The 20,664-nt window shown below is 65.2% G+C and carries 18 protein-coding genes and 1 pseudogene; 6 read left to right on the top strand and 13 right to left on the bottom strand.

All coding sequences use genetic code 11. The features are described from left to right. Positions 1-46: 46 nt before the first annotated feature. Complete coding sequence (locus DB708_RS03610; RefSeq protein WP_108920599.1) at positions 47-1,435, top strand: amidase; 1,389 nt, start codon at positions 47-49, stop codon at positions 1,433-1,435. Here the strand turns inward: DB708_RS03610 and DB708_RS03605 are convergent. Beyond that, positions 1,430-1,924, bottom strand: coding sequence for a DNA-deoxyinosine glycosylase (locus DB708_RS03605; RefSeq protein ID WP_108920598.1), 495 nt, complete (start codon positions 1,922-1,924; stop codon positions 1,430-1,432). The two genes, DB708_RS03610 and DB708_RS03605, sit on opposite strands and share 6 nt — an antisense overlap. Here DB708_RS03605 and DB708_RS03600 point away from each other — a divergent pair. Next, on the top strand, positions 1,923-3,098 hold the full coding sequence (locus tag DB708_RS03600; RefSeq protein WP_108920597.1) for an adenylate/guanylate cyclase domain-containing protein: 1,176 nt from the start codon (positions 1,923-1,925) through the stop codon (positions 3,096-3,098). The two genes, DB708_RS03605 and DB708_RS03600, sit on opposite strands and share 2 nt — an antisense overlap. Positions 3,099-3,346: 248 nt before the next feature. Next, entirely contained in the window at positions 3,347-3,910 is a 564-nt protein-coding gene (locus DB708_RS03595; protein ID WP_108920620.1) for a hypothetical protein, read from the top strand. Positions 3,911-3,966: 56 nt separating this feature from the next. On the opposite strand, the gene DB708_RS03590 is transcribed toward DB708_RS03595, so the two are convergent. Further along, entirely contained in the window at positions 3,967-5,856 is a 1,890-nt protein-coding gene (locus DB708_RS03590; RefSeq protein ID WP_108920596.1) for a serine/threonine-protein kinase PknH/PknJ, read from the bottom strand. A 276-nt stretch (positions 5,857-6,132) separates the two neighbouring features. Between DB708_RS03590 and DB708_RS03585 the strand changes: the two genes are divergently transcribed. Then, positions 6,133-6,348, top strand: a complete 216-nt coding sequence (locus DB708_RS03585) for a hypothetical protein (protein ID WP_108920595.1) — start codon at positions 6,133-6,135, stop codon at positions 6,346-6,348. A 7-nt stretch (positions 6,349-6,355) separates the two neighbouring features. Here the strand turns inward: DB708_RS03585 and DB708_RS03580 are convergent, their stop codons facing one another. The 9 genes from DB708_RS03580 to DB708_RS03540 form a co-directional block, all read right to left on the bottom strand. Continuing rightward, positions 6,356-8,725, bottom strand: coding sequence for an FHA domain-containing protein (locus tag DB708_RS03580; RefSeq protein WP_108920594.1), 2,370 nt, complete (start codon positions 8,723-8,725; stop codon positions 6,356-6,358). Positions 8,726-8,805: 80 nt separating this feature from the next. Further along, complete coding sequence (locus DB708_RS03575) at positions 8,806-10,602, bottom strand: serine/threonine-protein kinase (RefSeq protein WP_108920593.1); 1,797 nt, start codon at positions 10,600-10,602, stop codon at positions 8,806-8,808. Positions 10,603-10,830: 228 nt separating this feature from the next. Further along, positions 10,831-11,985 carry a BTAD domain-containing putative transcriptional regulator gene (locus DB708_RS03570; protein WP_108920592.1) on the bottom strand — a complete coding sequence of 385 codons (1,155 nt, stop codon included), beginning with the start codon at positions 11,983-11,985 and terminating at the stop codon, positions 10,831-10,833. Between the two features lie 202 nt (positions 11,986-12,187). Next, positions 12,188-12,886: a C39 family peptidase gene (locus DB708_RS03565; RefSeq protein ID WP_108920591.1), complete on the bottom strand. Its 699-nt coding sequence runs from the start codon at positions 12,884-12,886 to the stop codon at positions 12,188-12,190. A 143-nt stretch (positions 12,887-13,029) separates the two neighbouring features. Continuing rightward, complete coding sequence (locus DB708_RS03560) at positions 13,030-13,398, bottom strand: DUF4189 domain-containing protein (protein ID WP_235616613.1); 369 nt, start codon at positions 13,396-13,398, stop codon at positions 13,030-13,032. A gap of 80 nt (positions 13,399-13,478) precedes the next feature. Then, complete coding sequence (locus DB708_RS03555) at positions 13,479-14,213, bottom strand: LppX_LprAFG lipoprotein (protein ID WP_108920618.1); 735 nt, start codon at positions 14,211-14,213, stop codon at positions 13,479-13,481. Positions 14,214-14,561: 348 nt separating this feature from the next. Beyond that, complete coding sequence (locus tag DB708_RS03550) at positions 14,562-14,897, bottom strand: DUF732 domain-containing protein (RefSeq protein ID WP_108920590.1); 336 nt, start codon at positions 14,895-14,897, stop codon at positions 14,562-14,564. Between the two features lie 120 nt (positions 14,898-15,017). Beyond that, a complete protein-coding gene (locus tag DB708_RS03545; protein WP_108920589.1) occupies positions 15,018-16,919 on the bottom strand; it encodes an ABC transporter ATP-binding protein in 1,902 nt (633 codons plus the stop codon). Next, entirely contained in the window at positions 16,916-18,682 is a 1,767-nt protein-coding gene (locus tag DB708_RS03540) for an ABC transporter ATP-binding protein (RefSeq protein ID WP_108920617.1), read from the bottom strand. Before DB708_RS03540 ends, DB708_RS03545 begins: the two co-directional genes overlap by 4 nt. Positions 18,683-18,867: 185 nt before the next feature. Here DB708_RS03540 and DB708_RS03535 point away from each other — a divergent pair, with 185 nt between their 5' ends. Next, positions 18,868-19,419, top strand: a complete 552-nt coding sequence (locus DB708_RS03535) for a DUF3558 domain-containing protein (RefSeq protein WP_108920616.1) — start codon at positions 18,868-18,870, stop codon at positions 19,417-19,419. Beyond that, complete coding sequence (locus DB708_RS03530) at positions 19,419-19,964, top strand: DUF3558 domain-containing protein (RefSeq protein ID WP_165839720.1); 546 nt, start codon at positions 19,419-19,421, stop codon at positions 19,962-19,964. Before DB708_RS03535 ends, DB708_RS03530 begins: the two co-directional genes overlap by 1 nt. An 8-nt stretch (positions 19,965-19,972) precedes the next feature. Here DB708_RS03530 and DB708_RS03525 read toward each other — a convergent pair whose 3' ends face one another. After that, positions 19,973-20,449 carry a SixA phosphatase family protein gene (locus tag DB708_RS03525; RefSeq protein WP_108920615.1) on the bottom strand — a complete coding sequence of 159 codons (477 nt, stop codon included), beginning with the start codon at positions 20,447-20,449 and terminating at the stop codon, positions 19,973-19,975. Between the two features lie 61 nt (positions 20,450-20,510). Then, positions 20,511-20,664 (bottom strand): annotated as a pseudogene (locus DB708_RS27510) (HNH endonuclease signature motif containing protein); the annotation flags it as partial.

Below are 20,664 nucleotides of genomic sequence, written 5' to 3'. Positions count from 1 at the left end.
TTGCCTCGACACGACCGACCGCCGCCGCAGGGGCTACGCTGCCGCAGTGGACGCTCGTGAACTCGCATTTTCCAGCGCGGCTGCGCTGGCACGGATGCTTGCCGACGGTGAGGTCAGCGCGCCGGACCTGCTCGAGGTCTATCTGGAACGGATTGCGCGCCTCGACAGTCAGCTGCGCTGCTACCGCGTGGTGTTGTCCGACAGCGCGCGCGAGGACGCTCGCGCCGCCCAGGAACTCCTCGACGCCGGCGAGCGGCTGCCGCTTCTCGGCGTGCCGGTTGCGATCAAGGACGATATCGACGTCGCCGGCGAAGTGACGGCGTGCGGCAGTGGCGGCCACGGTCCGCCGGTGACCGCCGACGCGGAAGCCGTCCGACGGCTGCGCGCGGCCGGCGCGGTCATCATCGGCAAGACGAATGTGCCCGAGCTGCTGATCTTCCCGTTCACCGAGTCGCTGACGTTCGGCGCGACGCGCAACCCGTGGAACCTCGATCGCAGTCCGGGCGGTAGCAGCGGCGGTAGCGGCGCGGCGGTCGCCGCCGGGCTGGCACCGCTGGCGTTGGGATCCGACGGTGGCGGCTCGATTCGCATCCCGTCTTCCTGGTGCGGCCTGTTCGGCGTGAAACCGCAACGTGATCGGGTGTCCGTAGCGCCGCATGACGATGCTTGGCAAGGATTGAGCGCCAACGGCCCGATCGCGCGTTCGGTGCTGGACGCGGCGGTATTCCTCGATGCCACCTCGACATTGCCCGGACCTGCAGGCGAATTCGTCGCCGCGGCGACCCGCGACCCCGGAAAATTGCGAATTGCCTTGAGTACCAAGGTTCCCACGCTTCCCGTTCGAGTGGGGCGCGCGCAGTTGGCGGCCGTCGACCAGGCCGGTGCGTTGCTACGCGATCTGGGCCACGAGGTGATCACTGCCGACCCCGAATATCCGCTGTCTCAGATCTACGCAAACTTCCTGCCGCGCTATCTGCGGGGCATCAGCGACGACGCCGACGCGCAGGCTCACCCGGAACGACTCGAAGCGCGCACCCGCAAGATGGCGCGCGCGGGATCGCTTTTCTCGGACCAAAGAATGGCAGCGGTGCGAGCCGCCGAGCAGCGGGTGAGTGCCAGGGTCCAATCGATCTTCGAGGATGTCGATGTCGTGATCACACCGGGCACCGCCGCGGGCCCATCCCGCATCGGCGCTTATCGGAACCGGGGCTGGGTGTCGACATTGCTGCTGGTCGCCCAGCAGGTTCCGTACTTCCCGGTCTGGAACATGACCGGCCAGCCGGCCGCGGTGGTGCCGTGGGATTTCGACGGCGACGGTTTGCCTATCTCCGTGCAGCTCATCGCTCGGCCGTTCGATGAGGCGACCCTGTTGTCGCTGTCCGCACAGATCGAAACGGCACGGCCATGGGCTCAGCGCCGACCTCCGGTGTCATGACGGCAATATCTCCCGCCACGCCGCCAGTTTGACGCCCGCCCGCGTGGCGTGAGCGGGGCTGGTTGACGGCAGCCGCCGGAAATGGAGTCGCTGATCCGGCTGTGCCAACCGGTGATACACCTGCGCCGCTTTGGCGCCGTTGAAGTAGACCCGGGTGATGCTCGGATAGCTGGCGAACAACTCGGTAAAGTCGTTGACCACCAAGCTTTTCGGGTCGATCGCGGAGTCCGCGCTACCGACCCGGCGGCAGCTGTGCAGCACATCCCAAAGAGCTACTCCCTGCGCGCGCAGCGCAGCCAGGCGCGACTCGTATGGGGCGCCCGCGTCGAATCCGAACAGCTCACTGGTGATGGGCCAGAACGCATTTCGTGGATTGGCGTAATACTGGTGGGCCACCAGCGACTGGGCACTCGGAAACGAGCCCAGGATCAGCATCCGGGCACGGTCGTCGACGACGGGGTCGAAGCCATGCAGAAGCGGCGGGGTCATCACAACACATCATGGCCCGTCCGCGTTGTACGTTGACCACGTGGACGACGGGGTAGACCGCAACATCGACGATCTGCTCGACGGTCTCGAGGGCGCCGCGCGCACGGAACGCGCGGAGCTGGTGGGCTGGCTGCTGGAACAGGGCATCAGCGCCGACGAGATCCGTGCCACCAACCCGCCGCTGCTGCTGGCCAGCCGCCACCTGATCGGCGGCGACGGCACTTACGTGTCGGCGCGCGAGATCAGCGACCGGCACCACATCGACCTGATGCTGCTGCAGCGCGTGCAGCGCGCGATCGGGCTGGCCCGGGTGGACGATCCCGATGCGGCGATTCACCTGCGCGCCGATGGTGAAGCGGCCGCGTACGCGCAGCGCTTCGTCGAATTGGGGCTCAACCCCGACCAGGTGGTGCTCGTCGTTCGGGTGCTCGCCGAAGGTCTGTCGCACGCTGCTGAGGTAATGCGCTACGCCGCGCTGGCGGCGATCATGCGTCCGGGAGCCACCGAGCTGGAGATCGCCAAGGCGTCCAAGGAGCTGGTGGGCCAGATCGGGCCGCAGCTCGGCCCGATGATCGAGCAGATGCTGTTCATGCAGCTGCGCCACATGATGGAGACCGAAGCGGTCAATGCCGCCGAGCGGGCCGCGGGTGAGCCGTTGCCCGGGGCGCGCCAGGTCAGCGTTGCCTTCGCCGATCTGGTCGGCTTCACCCGGCTGGGTGAAGTGGTCTCGCCCGAGGAGCTGAGTCATCTCGCCAGCAGGCTGGCGAACCTGGCGCGCGACGTGACGGCGCCGCCGGTCCGGTTCATCAAAACGATCGGTGACGCGGTGATGTTCGTCTGCCCCGAACCCGCGCCATTGCTCGATGTCGTGCTGAAACTCGTCGAGGCCGTGGATACCGACAACGACTTTCCCCGGCTGCGAGCGGGGATGTCGTCCGGAATGGCGGTGAGCCGGGCCGGTGACTGGTTCGGCAGCCCGGTCAATGTGGCGAGCCGGGTCACCGCTGTGGCACGCCCGGGCACCGTCCTGGTCGCCGATTCCGTGTGGGAGGCCGTCGGCGAAACAGGGGAGTTTTCCGCGTCGTTCGCGGGCGCACGTCGCCTTAAGGGCGTCAAAAGCGAAGTAAAGCTTTTCCGGGTTCGCCGCGGCGGCGACGCCAGCGAAGGCGCCTGATTGGGCTACGTTTAGGCAGGCCCGGGCGGCTCTGGGGGGGCGTCTGACACGGTCCGACGCGGCCGGCTCCTTCCCCTTGCCGGCGCTTTGACTCGGCCGCTTCCGGGCCTGCTTCGCCATCAAAAATACGCCGTTGAGCGGGCCATATCAACGGTTTTGCGCCCTGGGATGTGGCCGCGGGTTCGTCAGGCGTTCGCTCCTGGAGAACCCACTATGCAGCGCTTCTGCAACGGTGTAATTATGTAATCATCAAATCGCATCACAGTCAGCGGCGGTCCGGTCGCCCCGGGGGCTGGCAGCAAGCCCAGCAACCCGACTCCAGCGGAGCGGCCGAATGGTTCGCCGGACGGCTGCCCGAAGCCTGGTTCGACGGTGACCCCACGGTCGTCGTCGACCGCGAAGAGATCACGGTCGTCGGCAAGTTGCCCGACGCCGCGGGAAATGAAGAGAGCGAGTCGCGTGCCGAGGGCCGCGCGTCGCGGTTCCGGGAGGAGACCCGTTCCGAGCGGATGCGCATCGCCGACGAGGCCCAGGATCGTTACGGGCGCAAGGTTTCCTGGGGCGTCGAGATCGGCGGCGAACGACTTCTGTTCACGCACATCGCCGTTCCGGTGATGACCCGCCTGAAGCAACCCGAACGCCAGGTGCTCGACACGCTGGTCGACGCCGGAGTCGCCAGGTCTCGCGCTGACGCGCTGGCGTGGTCGGTCAAGCTCGTCGGTGAACACACCGAGGAATGGCTGGCCAAACTGCGCAACGCCATGTCGGCGGTCGACGATCTGCGCGCACAGGGACCAGATCCACAGAACTAAGCCAATGCCGCAGTGCCGCTTCGGCGTTGGTGCGCTTCGCAGTCGAATCAGCGTCGCTAGACTTCGTTGACTTTCTCGACGATCTTGTCAGCGATCTGGCCGGCCTGATCGCTGATGTGGTACCCGCATGCGTTGATATCCGCGATCACGTTGTTCGCCACGCTCATCGCGTGCTCGCACTGCCAGCCTTCGGCGCCTTCTTGAGTCTGCAGCACCGATATCTTCGTTGCGCTGCCCTGGATCGGGGCGAAGGTCCATCGGTAGGTTTTGTTCGAATTCTTGACCGTCACGGTCTGGCCGGCGCAGTTCTTCCATTTGTCGGTCGAGGTCTGCAAGAACGCCTTGGCCTTGTCCGCGGTCGGATATGCCACCACGGCTTGATTGACCCAGTGATCGTTGTTGTCTCCCGGCTCCTGGGACACCACTCCGTTGATGCCGGTGTAGCCGCTTCCGGCGTACACCGGATCCTGAGTCGTATACAGCGCTCCCTGGCAGTCCGGTATCGACACCGTCATCGACGAGGTGCCCATCGACGTGATTGGTTTGCCGGGCTGGATATTCGTCGCGCCCATGATGGAGTTGATATCCGAGGAACTCACCAGCAGCGAGTTCAGTCGCGTGGCCGCTACCGGGTCGGGTGGCGGCTTGGGGTCGGGGATGATCACCCAGATCGCCACCGCGCTGATGACGACGACGAGGACGACCGCGGCCGCGGCGACGATCGGCCAGGGATTGCGTTTGGGTTTGGGTGGGGGTTGCTGTGCCAGGCCCCACGGAGCGTGGCCGGCGGGCGGCAGCGTGCCCGGCGGCGGACCGCCCCAGTTGCCGCTGGTGCCCGGGTAGTACTGCGGGCCGGAGGCGGGTTGGCTCGGGGTGGGGACGGGGCCGCTCTCCGGTGCCCATGGCCGGGGCGCCTGCGCGGGGCGAGGCACCGGGGTTGAACTCGGTCGCGGGTACGGCGGCGGCGGTGTGTTGGCCGGCGGCGGGGGTGTGTTGGCCGGAGGCGCCAGCGCGGTGGCCGCGACTGTCGGCGGCTGCTCGAGCTTCTCTTTACCGGGCAGGGTGGCTTCTTGGCTGCGGCGCAAGATGTTGTCGGCGTGGTCTTGATCGGGATTGGTGAGGGCCTCGTGCGCGGCGAGCGCTATATCGCCGGCACTGGCGTAGCGGTCCTCGGGATTTTTGGCCATGCCGCGGGCGATCACCGCGTCGAATGCTTTGGGAATGCCCGAGCGCACCGCACTGGGCTGTGGAATCGGGTCGCTCATGTGAGCCTTGACCAGCACGCCGGCGCTGTCCGCGCGATACGGCGGGGCACCCGTCAGGCATTCGTGCAGCACGCAAGCCAATGCGTAGATGTCGGCGCGGTAGGTCACCTCGTCGTTGGTGAACCTCTCGGGAGCCATGTATTTCCAGGTGCCGACCGCGGTACCGAGTTGGGTGAGCTTCTCGTCGGTGGTGGCGCTGGCGATGCCGAAGTCCACCAGGTAGGCGAAATCGTCTCGGGTGACCAGGATGTTGGGCGGTTTAACGTCGCGGTGCATCACCCCGGCGGCATGGGCGGCATCCAGAGCCGAGGCGATCTGAGTGGTGATGACGACCGCGCGTGGCGGCGTCAGCGGGCCATACCGTTTGAGCAAGCTGTCCAGGTCGGTGCCCTCGACGAGGCGCATCTCCATGAACATTTTTCCGTCGATTTCGCCGTAGTCGTGGATGGGCACCACATGCGGCTCCTGCAAACGGCCCGCGGTGCGCGCCTCACGCTTCATCCGCTCCCGAAAGACGGGGTCTGAGCTGAACTGATCCGACATCAGTTTGACCGCTACGGTCCACTCTTTGACGGTGTGCTCGGCCTCGTAGACTTCGCCCATCCCGCCCCGGCCCAGCAGCCGTTTGAGGTGGTAGGGCCCAAAAGTCGACCCCGCCCGTGAAGCCTGCTCGTCGCTCATCGCTGATCCTCCAAACCAACCGCAGACCCGCCGACCATATCAACAATTTCCCGCCCACCCCGGCGGCCGCAAACCCCCGGTAAGCACCCATGACGGTATGCGCCGGCGGGCTCGCCCGCTCGACAACGGCAAACATCGTTCAGGCGTGTCGCGGCCGCCCGTCCGTCCATCCCGGGGCCCAAATGTCCGGTGCGTTCCAAGGATTCATCAAGGATCTCCGCAGTATGTGGGCAGACCCTTTCTCCATAGGGAAGCGAGTTACAGCGAAGGGACGTCATGTTCACCACCACCGGCATCGACTTCAAGGCCCGCCTCGCCGTCCTGGCCGCCTTGATCGGTGTCGCGGCAGTTTTGCCCGTGCACTGGCGGGCCGGGGCCCAGCGAGTCTGGTCATACGGCGTGTACAGCGTCGGGTATCGGCTGCTGTCGGTTCAGATGACCTGTGGCTCTTGGGCTCTCAGCGCGCTACCGCTGGTCGCGAAGCACGCGTAGACGCCGGTCACTTGCCCGCTTTGCGTTGCGGGTCAAGCGCTCTGAGTCGCAGGGCGAGCAGGATCACCAGCACGACCGCCTGGACGGTGCACGCCACCACGGCCAGCCACCAGTTGCTGGGGTCGTAGTCCCACAGCGGGTCTTCGTCGCCGCCGGCGGTCCGGCGCAGATCGTTGAGATCGATGGTCGAGGCGGCCATCGCATACGCCCACCGGGACGGCGATAGCCATGCCAATTGCTCCAGCGGGATGCGGCCCTTCACCCCAAACATCCCGCCGCACAGCACCAGTTCGGCCATCACCACGAGCACCAGCAACGGCATACCCCGGTCGGCGTTGCCGATCATCGCCGAAATCAGCAGACCGATCATCATCGAAACCACGGTGACGGCGACGACCGCTACGGCCACTTCGGCTCTGGGCCAGGGCAGTACGACGGCCTGGTCGGGCGGCGGCAGACCCACCACCCCGAGGAAACCCAGAACCAGCCCCTGCAACGTGGTCGACGCGGTGAGGACCACCAACTTGGAAGCCACATACGCGCCGCGGGATAACCCGATGCCGTGCTCGCGTTGATAGATGGCTCGTTCCTTGACGATCTCGCGGATCGAAGCGGCGCAGCCCATCAGCCCGCCGCCGATGATCAGCAGCACCAGCAATTGCGAGGGCTGAGTGGACTTCGTCTCGATGGCCTTGGTCAGCGACAACCCAGCTTGGCCCGGGACGGCGTGCGCGAACAGGCTCAGCAGCAACGGCAACACCAGCAGTGTCACCGAGTATTGGCGATCGGCGCCGATAACCGCGAGATAGCGCCGGCACAGGGTGGTGAATTGGGCCAGTGCGCTCTGCTGAGCCAGCGGCTTCGCGGAGCGGGTGGCAGGTGCCGCGGCTCGCAGCGATGCGTGTGGCCCGCTCAGCGCTCCGTGAATCGGCGACGCGACATACCGGCCGGTCCAGTCGGTCGTCGTGTCGTGTTCGAGAAGGTTGAACAGGTCGGCGAAGTCGTTGCAGCCGAAGTAGTTCAGCGCCTGCTGCGGCGGGCCAAAGTAGGCCAGCCGACCGCCCGGCGCCAGGATGAGCAGCCGGTCGCAGAGGTTCAGCTGCGCGGTGTTATGCGTGACCACCACGACGGATCGACCGTCGTCGGCTAGCGCGCGCAGCGTCTGCATCACGGATTTCTCGTACCCGGGGTCAAGGCCCGACGTGGGCTCGTCGAGGAACAGCAGCGACGGTTTGGTCAGTAGTTCCAGAGCGACGCTGGTCCGTTTGCGCTGTCCTCCGGAAAGGCTGTCGATCCGTTGATTGGCGTGCGCGGCCAACCCAAGCTCGCCCAGCACCTCGTCGATGCGCAGCTTTCGTTCTCTGGAGGAAACGTCATGTGGAAATCGAAGTCGTGCAGCATAATTCAGTGCCCGCCGCACTGTCAGCGGAGTGTGCAGGATGTCGTCCTGCGGCACGAAGCCGATTCGGTGTCGCAGCTCGGCATAGTTCTGATAGAGGTCGCGATTGTCATATCGGACGGCGCCGCTACCGGCCGGGCGAAACCCGGTCAAGGCGCCCAACAGCGTGGATTTTCCTGCGCCGCTTGGCCCGACCACTGCCATGAAGCAGCGTTGCGGTAGTGCGAAACTGATGTTGGTCAGCAGCACTTTGCCTTTGTTGGTGACCACGCGCAGGTTGGACGCCTCGTAGGACACGTCGCCGGTGTCGACGTATTCCACCAGCTGGTCGCCGGACAGATGCAGCAGCTGGTGGCCGATGCCGACGATGTCGTTCGGTCCGATGATCGCGCGATTGATCCGGTTGCCGTTGACGTAAGTTCCGTTGGCGCTGTTGCTATCTATCAGCTCCCACTGATTGCCGGAGCGGCGCAACACCGCATGGTGGCGAGAGACCAGCAAGTCGTCAAGCACGACGTGGTTGTCGGTTCCGCGGCCAATCCCGATTACCACCTGATCGATGGTGTGTACCGCGGTCGGCGGCCGGGCAACCGTGGTCTCGCCGACCGGACGTTGCGGCGCAGCAACGGGCTGCGGCCTGGGCCGGCTGGGCTGCTGCGCGACGGGGTAGACCTCCAGCGCCTGCCCGGAGGAGGGCGACCCGAGCACGACGGTGATCGGCTGGTGGATCGTCAGGGTCTCCACTCGCCGACCGTTCACGAACATCCCGTTGTTGCTGCGGTTGACCAGAATCCAGCCCGCCGGCGTCGGCTGCAGCACCGCATGCTGGCGCGACACTCTCGGATTCTCCAGCTGTATGTCGGCTTCATTCGCGCGGCCAATGCTCCAGGACCGGCCACCGGTGGCCTGCCAGGTACGTCCACCGGCCCGCAATTCCAACCCGGGAATGGTGGTGACCATATCGGTCCTGTCGTCCACGCATAGCCTCCGCTTTGTTAGCTAGCCAATGTTGTTGGGCTGGTTGAGATTTGCCACCACACAAGCCGAATTACCGCGGCTCAGCCACCGTACTTGGTCCACCATGTGTGCAGATCGTCGATGGTCGGCGGGTCTCCGAAGACATCGGACAGCAGCAGCTTCACCTGGTTGCTCCACACCATGTTTGGGTGGTTCTCGTAGGTGCCACAGGCGACCATGCCCACATCCACCTTGGGGGCGTTCGGGTGCTGCCATGACTCCGGGTTCGCGGTTCCGCCGGGGCAGGTGGCCATCTGCTGTAGAAGCTTGACGTCGGCGTCGAATGCGACCTTCAGGACGTTCGGATTCGCGAACAGTGCGTATCGCGCTCGAGACGGGCCGCCCGGGTTGGTGTTCTGGTCGCAGTCCACCATGGCCAGCGCATCCGACCACACGGTGTCCGGTTTCGGGGTCGCCGGTGTGCACACGCCGCTCGGGTAACCCGGGGGCAGCACGCTGAGCAACTGGCCTTCAAGGTCGCCGGCCGCGGTGGTCGTGGTGGTCGGATTCGAGGTCGTGGTTTTCGTCGGCGTCGGCGTTCTCGTCGCCGTGGGGTGGGGATGCGGGTTGTCGTCGTCCTGCGTGGCGACATAGATGCCGATGGCGGCGAGCACCAGAACCGCGACCAGGCCGACGGCAGCGGCGACGATCGGCCAGGGGTTGCGTTTGGGCTTGGGTGGCGGCTGGGATCCCAGGTTCCAGGCGGTGGGGCCGGCAGGCGGCGGCGGACCGGCCCAGCTGCCGCCGGTGCCCTGGTAGTACTGCGGGCCGGAGGCGGGCTGACTCGGGGTAGGGATGGGGCCGCTTTCTGGTGCCCAGTGTCGAGGGGTCTGCGTGGGCGGTGGCACGGGCGTTGAACTCGGTCCCGGATACGGCGCCTGCGGCGTATTGACCCGAGGTTGTGCCGTGGCGGGGGTGGTGGGAGGAGGGGCGATGTTGATGTCGGTGGCCAGGGTGGCCTCGCGGCTGCGCCGCAGGATGTTGTCGGCGTGGTCTTGATCGGGGTTGCTGAGTGCCTCATGGGCCGCCAGGGCCAGGTCGCCGGCGCTGGCGTAACGCTCCTCGGGCTTTTTGGCCATGCCACGCGCGATCACCGAGTCGAATGCCTTGGGGATGCCCGAGCGCACCGAGCTGGCGAGGGGGATTTCGTCGGTCGTGTGAGCTCTGACCAGCTCGCCGGCGGTGCCCGCGCGATACGGCGGGGTGCCCGTCAGGCATTCGTACAGCACGCAGGCCAACGCGTAGATGTCGGCGCGGTAGGTCACCTCGCCGTTGGAAAAGCGTTCGGGCGCCATGTATTTCCAGGTGCCGACCGCGGTGCCGAGCTGGGTGAGTTTCTCGTCGGTGGTGGCGCTGGCGATGCCGAAATCGACGAGGTAGGCGAAATCGTCGCGAGTGATCAGGATGTTGGGCGGCTTGATGTCGCGGTGCATGACCCCGGCGGCGTGGGCCGCGTCGAGGGCCGAGGCGATCTGGGTGATGATGGCGACCGCGCGCGGCGCGGTCAGCGGGCCAAACCGTTTGAGCATGTCGTCCAAGTCGATGCCCTCGATGAGGTGCATCTCCATGAACATCTGCCCATCGATTTCGCCATAGTCGTGAATGGGCACCACATGCGGTTCCTGCAAACGGCCCGCGGTTCGCGCCTCACGCCGCATCCGCTCGCGGAAGACGGGGTCCCTGCTGAACTCCGCGGTCATCACCTTGACCGCAACCGTCCACTCTTTGACGGTGTGCTCGGCCTCGTAGACCTCGCCCATGCCACCGCGACCTAGCAGCCGCTTTAAGTGGTAGGGCCCGAACATCGACCCCGCCCGCGAGTTCTGCTCCTCGCTCATCGTTGATCCTCCAAACCAACAGCAGACTCGCCGACGATATCAACAATTACGCGCAGATCCGCGCCGTTGACCTCCGTTGCCAGCAACCATCACGGTAAGCCGTTGCCGATCCGGACGCGCGACGATCGCGAGATCTCGTCCGTCATGCCGTTGTCGCCCAAGCTGACTGGGCGCGTCGCGCGGACTAATGCCGTGAATTACGTTGCACGGCAGATGGATTGGTCTTCCTCAGTTCGAAGCGTCGCCGGTGTAGCCGCGAGGGATCTCGAACGTGAATTCGTGGTCGCAGATTCGGACGTGGTCGCCGTCTTTGAGCGTGGCCGCCGAACGGATCCGTTGGTGTTGCACATGAACGCCGTTCGAGGAGCGCAGGTCGTTGATGATGTAGCTGGTGCCGGTGTCGACGATAACGGCGTGGTGTCGGCTGACATTGGCGCTGGCCAGGATGATGTCGTTGTCGCTGAGTCGTCCGATCCGGGTTTCCGCCGCGCGCAGTGGATAGCTGCGGCCCGACGCTTCGTGCAGATAGGCGGCCGGCTTCCCGGCCGGGACCTTGGTGCGCTGGTCCAGCAGGGTAATGGTGCCGACGGCCGTGGTCCGGGCGGATTTCTTGGCGTCCAGCGGCTCCTGGCGCAGGATCCGTTCGTTGAGGTCACGCAGCGTCTGCCCGGGGTCGATCCCCAGCTCGTCGGCAAGCGTGGTCTTCACCCTGCGATAAGCGGCCAGCGCGTCGGATTGGCGATCGGTCAGGTAGTAAGCCGTGATCAGCTGGGCCCACAGCGGCTCGCGGTAGGGGTGCTCCGCGGTCAGGGCTTCCAGCTCGCTGATCACGGCGGCGGCACGTCCGCAAGCGATTTCGGCCTCCGCCTTCGCCGTATGAACCAGAATCTTTTCCTCCATGAGCGAGGTCGCAAAGGTGTCGACGAACTGAAAGTCCCGCAGGTCCTCGAGCACGGGTCCCCGCCACTGCGTCAATGCCTCCGATAGGTGCTGGCTGGCCTGCTCGAACCGGCTGGACGCGGCCGCATGCACGCCCGCGGTCTTCTCGGTGATGAACCGCCCGAGATCGCAACTGCTTTCGGCGACGGCGAGTCGGTAACCGGGCGGCGCCGCGGCCAGCACCACTCGTGGGTCGATGCCGGCACCGGTGAGCAGCTTACGCAGATTGGACACGTAGGAGTGGATACTGGCCCGCGCGCCGGACGGCGGTTCCTCGTCCCACAACGCGGTGATGAGCCTCTCGACGCCGACCGGGCTGTTGCGGTTCATCAGCAGCATGGCCAGCACTGCCCGCTGTTTGGGCGTGCCCAACGGCACCAGAGTGCCGTCAACAGTCATCTCCAACGGCCCGAGCAGGCCGAATTCGAGACTCTTGTCTACCATCGTCGCTAACCAGCCCTTCCGGGTTCTCTGCGCGGCGTCACGTGCCAATACGGTGTCATTCCTTGTCATTGTGATACGAAGCCGGCGAATTCGGTAAAACCCTGAAGATTGGCGTGCCGCGGTCCGGTGCGGATGCGTGCTCGCCGACGGCTGAAATACGTTGGCGTTCATCGAAAACACCGATCGGCCTGGTGTTGTTGGCTCAGGTGGTGAAGACCATCAATTCCTTGCTGGCGCCCCACGCTTGAAGGAAAAGTGCCATCGGAATCTGTTCGTCGCGACCATTGGGCGTGCCGCTGTCGTTGAGGTGCACCACGTTATTGGTGGTGTCGACACCGGTCACGACCACGGCGTGGTCGCCCCGCGGGTTTCCGTTGTCGTCCTTCGTCTCGACGGGCTGGTGCCAAATCAGTTCGCCATTGACGCTGACGATGACCTTGTGGCCCGCACTCAATTGCTGCTCGATGCCCTCGATGCCGGTCGGGATGCCGTCTTTGACTGCGTGCTCCTTGTTGGTGATCATGGCGCCGATCTTGTACAGCCCCAACAATGTCGGGACGTCGGCAAAACTGGTGCCCATCCCGGAGTTTGGGTTCTTGGTGTTGGCCGGCGTGGTGTAGATCGAGCCGGGGTGGACGACGCTCGGCGTGGACTGCGCCCGCTTGATGATGGTTCGCTCCGAGGGCTCCTTACCGGTCACCTGACCGATCACGTCGGCGCTCGACATCAGGACGCAGTCGTCGTATTTCTGGTAGCGCCAGTATTTCGCGGCGGCCGCGGGGTCGCCGTACATGGTGCCCGCCGCCGCCTCGGCCGGTCCGGCCAATCCCAGCGCGATGGCACCGGTGACGACCGCGAGGGTGGCGATCTTGGCGATCGCGGCAATTTTGGTGGTCTTCATCGTTGTCCTTTTCTCGTTCCGCAGTGCTGCGGGGTTGGTTGAGAAAAGGTTGCGATCGTGGCCTATTTGTTATCTCCAGGAATTCTTGGAGTGACCTCGTGCCGCCTTGGCAGGCCGGGTTTGTCCGGTCCTACTGGCAGGGGCTAGTTGCAGGCCCAGGTGTCGATCGAGCCGCCACCGAGTTTGGTCAGCGCGTCTTTCATCGCGGTGGCCAGCGTGAGCCCGACACCTCCCTGGAAGCGCTGGCCGTTGGTCGCGACCGCTCCGCAATCGGTGAAGCTGGTCAGCACCTTGCAGTCCGGGTAGGCGCAGTTTTTAACCGAGGTGGCCTCCGCGGCCGGCCGGGTCGGGTAGTCCCAGGCACGGCCCCAGGAACCGTTGCTGGAGTAGGCAATTGCGCCGTATTGATCGGCGGCGCCGGCCGCGGGAGCCAGCGCGAGGCTGATCGCGGCGGCGCCGGCCATTCCGGCGACGGCCACGGTGAACCGCCGGCGACGAGTAATCATCCTCATTGGTGATTCCTTTCCGAATGCCGGCGGTCCGGCGGTTTCCACGGGTTTGCGATGCACGGCGCCGACACCCACGTCGATCCCTAGGCGGGCTTGGTGGCGGTGACTGTCTTGCCCCAGTCGGACATGGTCAGCGTCACCGAGGTGTCATTCGTGGGATGGATCTGAACCTGGACGAGGTGCGAGGACCCGTCCGAGGCGATCCAGACTGTGGTGGGCACCGTCGTCACGCTCTGGGCGGTCAGCTTGGAGCCGGCCAGCGTGGCCACGTCGTCGGCGGACGAGTTTCCGGTGATCTTCGTGGTCGCGACGCCGTTGACCTGATCGGTGCCGGCGAGCGACCCGCCCTGCAGCTTCGACAGCAGATTGGCCAGCCCCTTGTTGGGGTCGAGCAGCACCGACACGTTGTAGATCGAGGCACCGTTACCGAAGTCGGTGTAGGTGCCGGGTTGTCCGAGATCGGAATAGAGATGGCCGTCGACGTAGACGAACTTCGCGTCTTGGGAGGATTTGCCGACCAGCAGCGTTGCGGTGCCGGTGGCAACCGTCTGCGGGGCGTTGGAGATGTCGCCGTCCAGCTTGGTCAACCGCAAGTTGGGCACGTCGCCCTGCACAGCCACGCTCACATGCATCCCGGTGACCTTGCTCATCGCGTCGGTAGCTTGCTTGAGCAGGGTGGCTGCTTCGCTGCTGGAAGTGGTTGCGGTGGGTCCGGGCGATTTGCCGGTGCTCGAGTTGTTCGAACAACCACCGATGGCGAGTACCAGGGCCAACGCGGCGGCAGCGGCGGCGGTAACGGCGCGAGGCGAGAGCTTCATCGACATCTCCTTGATGTGTTGGCCACAGCTGCTTACTGCATAGCAATCGCCGCGCAGCAAATCAACAGCCGAACCCGAAGCTTAGTGAGCCCGACGCCGGCTTCGGAAGGTCGCAACGAGATCTCGCGTGAATTGCGGCCCTGCGCTCGACCGTTTGCATAGTCGCGCGAGGTTGAATCACCTTGATTGTCAGGGTGTTCCAATCATCAGCTTGCTGTGCAGTCACGGCCATGCCGTCGAGTGCGATGCGCCGCCGGCGCCAACGAGACGTCCAATCCGGAGCTGAAAACAGGTAAATGGGGGGATCCCGGTTACCGAGATCCCCCCATTCTTCGGTGGTGGGTGCGACTAGGTGAGTTGAGGGGCGAGCGACGGGCAGTACGCGTGGGTCGCATCGACGACGAAGTAAGCCGCCTGGTGGGTGGTCAGGTTCGTCTGCTTGAGGACCTCGGTGGCGACGTCGGTCCCGGACTTGCCGGAGGCGAGCTCCTGGCACACCAGGTGGCCTTCCCGGACTGCCTCGGCGGGGGAGCTGAAGGAGATACCGAGCTTGTCCATCTGCGTAATGAACGCGTCGTCGGCGGTGCTGGCCCCGGCGGTGCCGGCGGTTCCAACTGCGACGAGTCCGATGGCGGCAGCGCCGATCACGGTGGCGGCAATGGTGCGGATGCGGTGAGAGAACATTGCGGTGATCCTTTTCAGGTGTGCGGTTGGGGTGCTGATGGAACTAGCGTCGGCCCCGCTCCTAAATGGATCCTCAATAACTTCTTGGCGTCGTTTCAGTAACGTCTCAGGTGGCTGAAGTCAGGCTCGGGTCATCGCGTAATAGGCGCCCCGGCGGGCCATCAGCTCGGCATGGTTGCCCTGTTCGATGATGCGGCCGGACTCGACCACCACGATGCGGTCTGCGTCACGAATCGTCGAAAGTCGGTGCGCGATAACGAAACTCGTGCGATCTCGGCGCAGCTCGTGCATCGCGCGCTGTATAAGGGCCTCGGTGCGGGTGTCGACTGAGCTGGTCGCCTCATCCAGGATCAACAGCTGCGGACGGGCCAGAAACGCGCGCGCGATCGTGATCAGCTGCTTCTCACCGGCGCTGATGTTGGCGCCGTCGCCGGTGACCCGGGTCTGGTAACCGGCCGGCAGGGTGTGCACAAACCGGTCGACGTAGGCCGCCTTGGCGGCTTCTACCAGCTCGTTTTCGCTGGCTTCGGGGCGCCCGTAGGCGATGTTCTCCGCGATGGTCCCGTCAAATAGCCAGGTATCTTGCAGCACCATGCCTATTCGCGAGCGCAGTGCTTGTCTGCTGATCGTAGTGATGTCGACGCCGTCGACCAGAATGCGGCCGGCGTCGACGTCGTAGAACCGCATCAGCAGGTTGACCAGCGTGGTTTTGCCCGCTCCGGTCGGGCCGACGATCGCCACGGTGCTGCCCGGCTCGACCGTCATGGACAGGTCCTCGATCACCGGGGTGCCCGGGTGGTAGGCAAAGCTCACGCGGTCGAACTCGACACGTCCGTGCGGCGGGGCCTGGCCGTTGGGGGGCAGTTGCGCGGAGACCGGCGCTTCCTCGGGCTCGTCGAGCAGCTCGAACACCCGCTCGGCACTGGCCACCCCGGACTGCAGCGTGTTGTACATCGCGGCCACCTGGCTCAGCGGGTTGTTGAACTGCCGGACGTATTGGATGAACGCCTGGATGTCGCCGAGGGTGATGTGTCCGGTGGCCACCTGTAGGCCGCCGAGCACCGCGACCGCGACGTAGCCGAGGTTGCCGATGAACGTCGTGGCCGGTGCCACCAAGCCGGAGAAGAACTGGGAGCCGAAGCTGGCCTGGTAGACGTCGTCATTGAGGTCGCGGAATTGTTCACGTGCAGCGTCGCGGTGGCCGAAGGTCTTGACTACGGTGAACCCGCTGTAGGTCTCTTCGATGTGGGCGTTGAGCCGTCCGATGCTGGTCCACTGAGCCTTGAAAAGCCGTTGCGAGCGGCGCGTGATTGCTCGGGTCGCCAGCAGCGAGAGCGGCACGGTCAGCACCGTGATCAGCGTCAGCATCGGCGAGATCGACAGCATCATCGCCAGCACCGTGACAACGGTCAGGATCGACGTCAGCACCTGGCTGATCGTCATCGACAGCGAGGATTGGACGTTGTCGATGTCGTTGGTCACCCGGCTCAATAGTTCGCCGCGCAGCCGTCCGTCGAAGTAGCACAACGGCAGTCGGTGGACTTTATCTTCGACGTCGGACCGCAGCGCGACCATGGTGCGCTGCAGGGTGAGGTTGAGCAGCCGGGACTGTGCCCAAATCAGCAGTGAGGCAACGATATAAAAGGCCAGAGCAATGGCCAGTGTTGCGGCTACCGCGCCGAAGTCCACGCCGTGGCCCGGTATCACATTCATTCCGGACAGCAGGTCGGCGAAAGCCCGGTCGCCGCGTGCCCGGGCTTGGGCAATGGCCTGTGCCTTGGTGATTCCCGCCGGTAGTTCCCGCCCGATCACACCGTTGAAGAGCAGATCGGTGGCGTGGCCGAGAATTCGCGGTACGACCACGCCGATCACGGTGCCGGTGAGGCCCAGGGTGATCACCGCGATGCTCAGTGTTCGTTGTGGCGCAAGCCGTTTCACCAGCCGCGCCGCTGTGCCCCAGAAGTCGCGGGATCGGGTGTTGGGGACGGCGCCGCGGCCGGGCCGGTTCGTCGTCGTGGTCACGGCATGCCCCCGGCCTGACCTGATCGCAACGCGCCGACCGATTGCGAGTCGGCGAATTCGGCGTAGGTGGTGCAATCGGCCAGCAGCGATTCATGCGTGCCGGTGCCCACCAGTTTCCCGTTGTCCACGACGATGATCTGGTCGGCCCGATAAGCCGTCGAGATACGTTGTGTGACAACAATGATGGTCGCACCGCCGGAGATTTCGTGCAGCGCGGCCCGGACGTGGGCGTCGGTGTGCACGTCGAGCGCGGAGAATGCGTCGTCGAACAAGTAGATCGCCGGCCGGCGGATGACTGCGCGGGCGATCGCTAGCCGTTGTCGTTGCCCGCCCGAGAAATTCATCCCGGCCTGGGCGACGCGCATCTGCAGCCCGTCGGCGTGTGCCCGGACGAATTGGTCGGCGGCGGCGACTCGCAACGCTTCCCACATCTGCTCCTCGGTCACCACCTGGCCGGGAGCCGCGCCTATCCGCAGGTTGTCCGCGACCGTGCCGGAGAAGAGGTATCCGCGTTGCGGGACCAGGCCGACCGCCGACCACAACCGCTCGGTGTCGTAATCGCGGACGTCGAGGTCGTCGAGGAAGGCGGCGCCGGCGGTCACGTCGTAGAGCCGGCAGATCAGCGACACCAGCGTCGATTTACCCGAGCCGGTGCTGCCGACCACCGCGGTGGTGGTGCCGGGCAGCGCCGTCAACGAGATATCTTGCAGCACAGGGCGATCCGCGCCCGGATAGGTGAACGTCGCGCGGTCCAAGCGCACCACGCCGGTGATTCCCGCTTTCGGAAGCTTGGGATGTTGCGGGTTGTCGACGGCAGCGTGAGTGGACAGCACCTCGGTGATCCGCTCGGCGCACACGGAAGCTCGCGGCAGCACTACCAGTGTCATCGTCGCCACCAGCACAGCCATCAGGATCTGCGTGAAGTACGCCAGAAATGCGGTCAGTGAGCCGACCTGCATCTGGCCGCGGTCGATGCGCAGCCCGCCGAACCAGATCAGCGCGACGCTGGACACGTTGATGGTCAGCGTGGTCACCGGCAGCATCAGCGCCTGCCAGTTGCCCGCCGTCAGCGAGGCATTCGACAGCGCGACATTGGCGCGAGAAAACCGGTCGCGCTCAAATTCTTCGCGGGTGAACGCCCGGACCACCCGTACGCCGGACAGCTGGTCGCGCATCACCCGGTTGATGCCGTCGATCAGGGCTTGCATGCTGCGAAACAGCGGCAGCATATGCGACATGATCCAGTAGTTGGCCACGGCCAGGATCGGGACACTGACCAGCAGCAACCATGTCAGAGCGGCCTCCTGGTGGATGGCCATGAAGATTCCGCCGACGCACATGATCGGGGCCGTAACCAGCACCGTGCCCGCCATTTGAACCAGGTATTGGATCTGGCGAACATCGTTGGTGCTGCGGGTGAGCAGCGTCGGCGCGCCGAATCGGGCGGTCTCGCGCTCGGAGAAGGTGGTGACGTGCTCGAACATCGCCAGGCGCAGGTCGCGGCCGAATCCCATTCCTGTCCGCGACCCGAAGTAGGTGGCTCCGACCGAGCACAACACCTGCAATCCGGTGACGGCCAGCATCACCATGCCCAGACGGATGATCGCCGCGGTGTCGCCCTTGGCAACGCCGTCGTCGATGATCGCGGCGTTGACCGTCGGCAGGTACAGCGTCGCCAGCGTGCTGATCGTTTGAAGCACCATCAGCACCGCCACCAGCCGCCGGTACGGCCGGATGTACTGGCGCAGCAGTGCCAGAAGCATTTGGTAACTGTCGCATATGGCACGCGGCGCGGCGCTGAGCACCGCCGGGCGGCTGTGCGCGCGTGCCGCATCCCGCAATGCAAGGAAAATGCCTGATCAGGTGGCGCGTCGGTGGTTGACCCGGTGGGCTGCCGCTACAGTGCATCGTGTGGACCAGGTGCAAGCTGAGCGGAAGCAGGGTAGCGGTGCGTCGTAACCTCACGGCGCTAGCCCTTGCGGCTATCACCCTCTTGATCCCGACGGTTGCGGGCTGCTCAGGCTCCGGCGACAACAAACCGGGTGGGACGTCGTCGTCGGCGCCGGGGAACGCAGAAGGCCACCACGGACCGATGTTTCCGCAATGCGGGGGCGTCGGCGACCAGACGATCGCGGAGCTGACCAAGGTGAGTGGCCTGATCAACACGGCCCGCAACTCCGTGGGATGCCAGTGGCTGGCGGGCGGCGGCATCCTCGGCCCGCACTTCTCCTTTTCCTGGTACCGCGGTAGCCCAATCGGACGTGAACGCAAGACCGAGGAGCTTTCGCGCGCCAGCGTCGACGACATCAACATCAACGGCCACAGCGGCTTCATCGCGGTCGGCAACGAGCCGAACCTGGGTGACTCGCTGTGTGAGGTCGGCATTCAGTTCCAGGACGACTTCATCGAGTGGTCGATCAGTTTCAGCCAGAAGCCATTCCCGCAGCCGTGCGACATCGCCAGAGAATTGACTCGTCAATCGATTGCGAACTCGAAATGATGACAAGACGTGTCCGGACGGCGGTGGTCATCTCGCTGACCGCGCTGGTGATCCTGACCGGCTGCTCGAGATCTATCGGGGGTGATGCTGTCAAGGCAGGCTCCGGCGGTGTGCCGCGCAACAACACCTCCCAGCAGCAGTACCCGAACCTGCTCAAGGAGTGTGAGGTTTTGACCAGCGACATCCTGGCTAAGACCGTGGGCGCCGACCCGCTCGATATTCAGAGCACGTTCGTCGGCGCGATCTGCCGGTGGCAGGCGGCCAACCCGGCCGGCCTGATCGATATCACCCGATTCTGGTTCGAGCAGGGCAGTCTGGGCGAAGAGCGTAAGGTCGCCGACTTCCTGAAATACAAGGTGGAAACGCGGACGATCGCGGGCGTGAACTCGATTGTGATGCGCCCGGACGACCCGAACGGGGCGTGCGGTGTGGCCAGCGATGCGGCCGGAGTGGTCGGCTGGTGGGTCAACCCGCAAGCACCCGGTATCGACGCCTGCGGCCAGGCCCTCAAGCTGATGGAGCTGACGCTCTCGACCAACTCCTAGCGGGGGGTTCAGCGCGGAACGTGAAAGCCGGTCAACGCTGCTCGTCGAAGCTGCAGATCCGTCCAGTCGCCGGCGACCCTGAGGATCGCGATCGCCGACGTCGGAAATTTCTCTGAAATACGTTGTACCGCAGTCGTATCGGTGCCATCGTTGCCTGCCAGACCGATCGCCAGGGAAGACATCGTCGGTTCGTGCCCGACGACGAGCAAGGTGTCGACGGTGTTGGCGATCCCGTTGATCTCGTCGATCATCGTGCCCGGGGTGGTGTCGTAGAGGCGCTCGCGATACTGCACGGGCGCGTCGACGCCAGTGTTGGCGAGGGTTTGACGGGCGCGGGTGGCCGTGGAGCACAGCACGGCGTCGATGCCGGGTTGGTTGGCGCGCAGCCAGTCACCACCCAGGCCCGCCTCTCGAATGCCGCGGGGCGCCAAGGGCCGGTCGTGGTCCGTTACGCCGGGCGGGTAGCCGGATTTCGCGTGCCGCATCAGCAGCAGGGTGCGCTCACGATTCACGGGACTAACGCTAACCAGTGGGTAACCGCGGCTGTTATGCCGGCTTGTCGTTGTCGGGGTTGAGGAGGAGTTTGGTGGGGTGGTGGTAGGTGTTGGTGCGGGGTTGGCCGTGGTCGAGGTGTGGGGGTGGGATCCATTCGGTGTCGCCGTTGGGGTGTTTTCGGGTGGTCCAGCCTTGGGGTTGGAGC

Source organism: Mycobacterium montefiorense (assembly GCF_003112775.1).
Lineage (GTDB): Bacteria > Actinomycetota > Actinomycetes > Mycobacteriales > Mycobacteriaceae > Mycobacterium > Mycobacterium montefiorense.
Note: the sequence above shows the minus strand (reverse complement) of the source record. Positions and strands in the feature narration are given on the sequence as shown.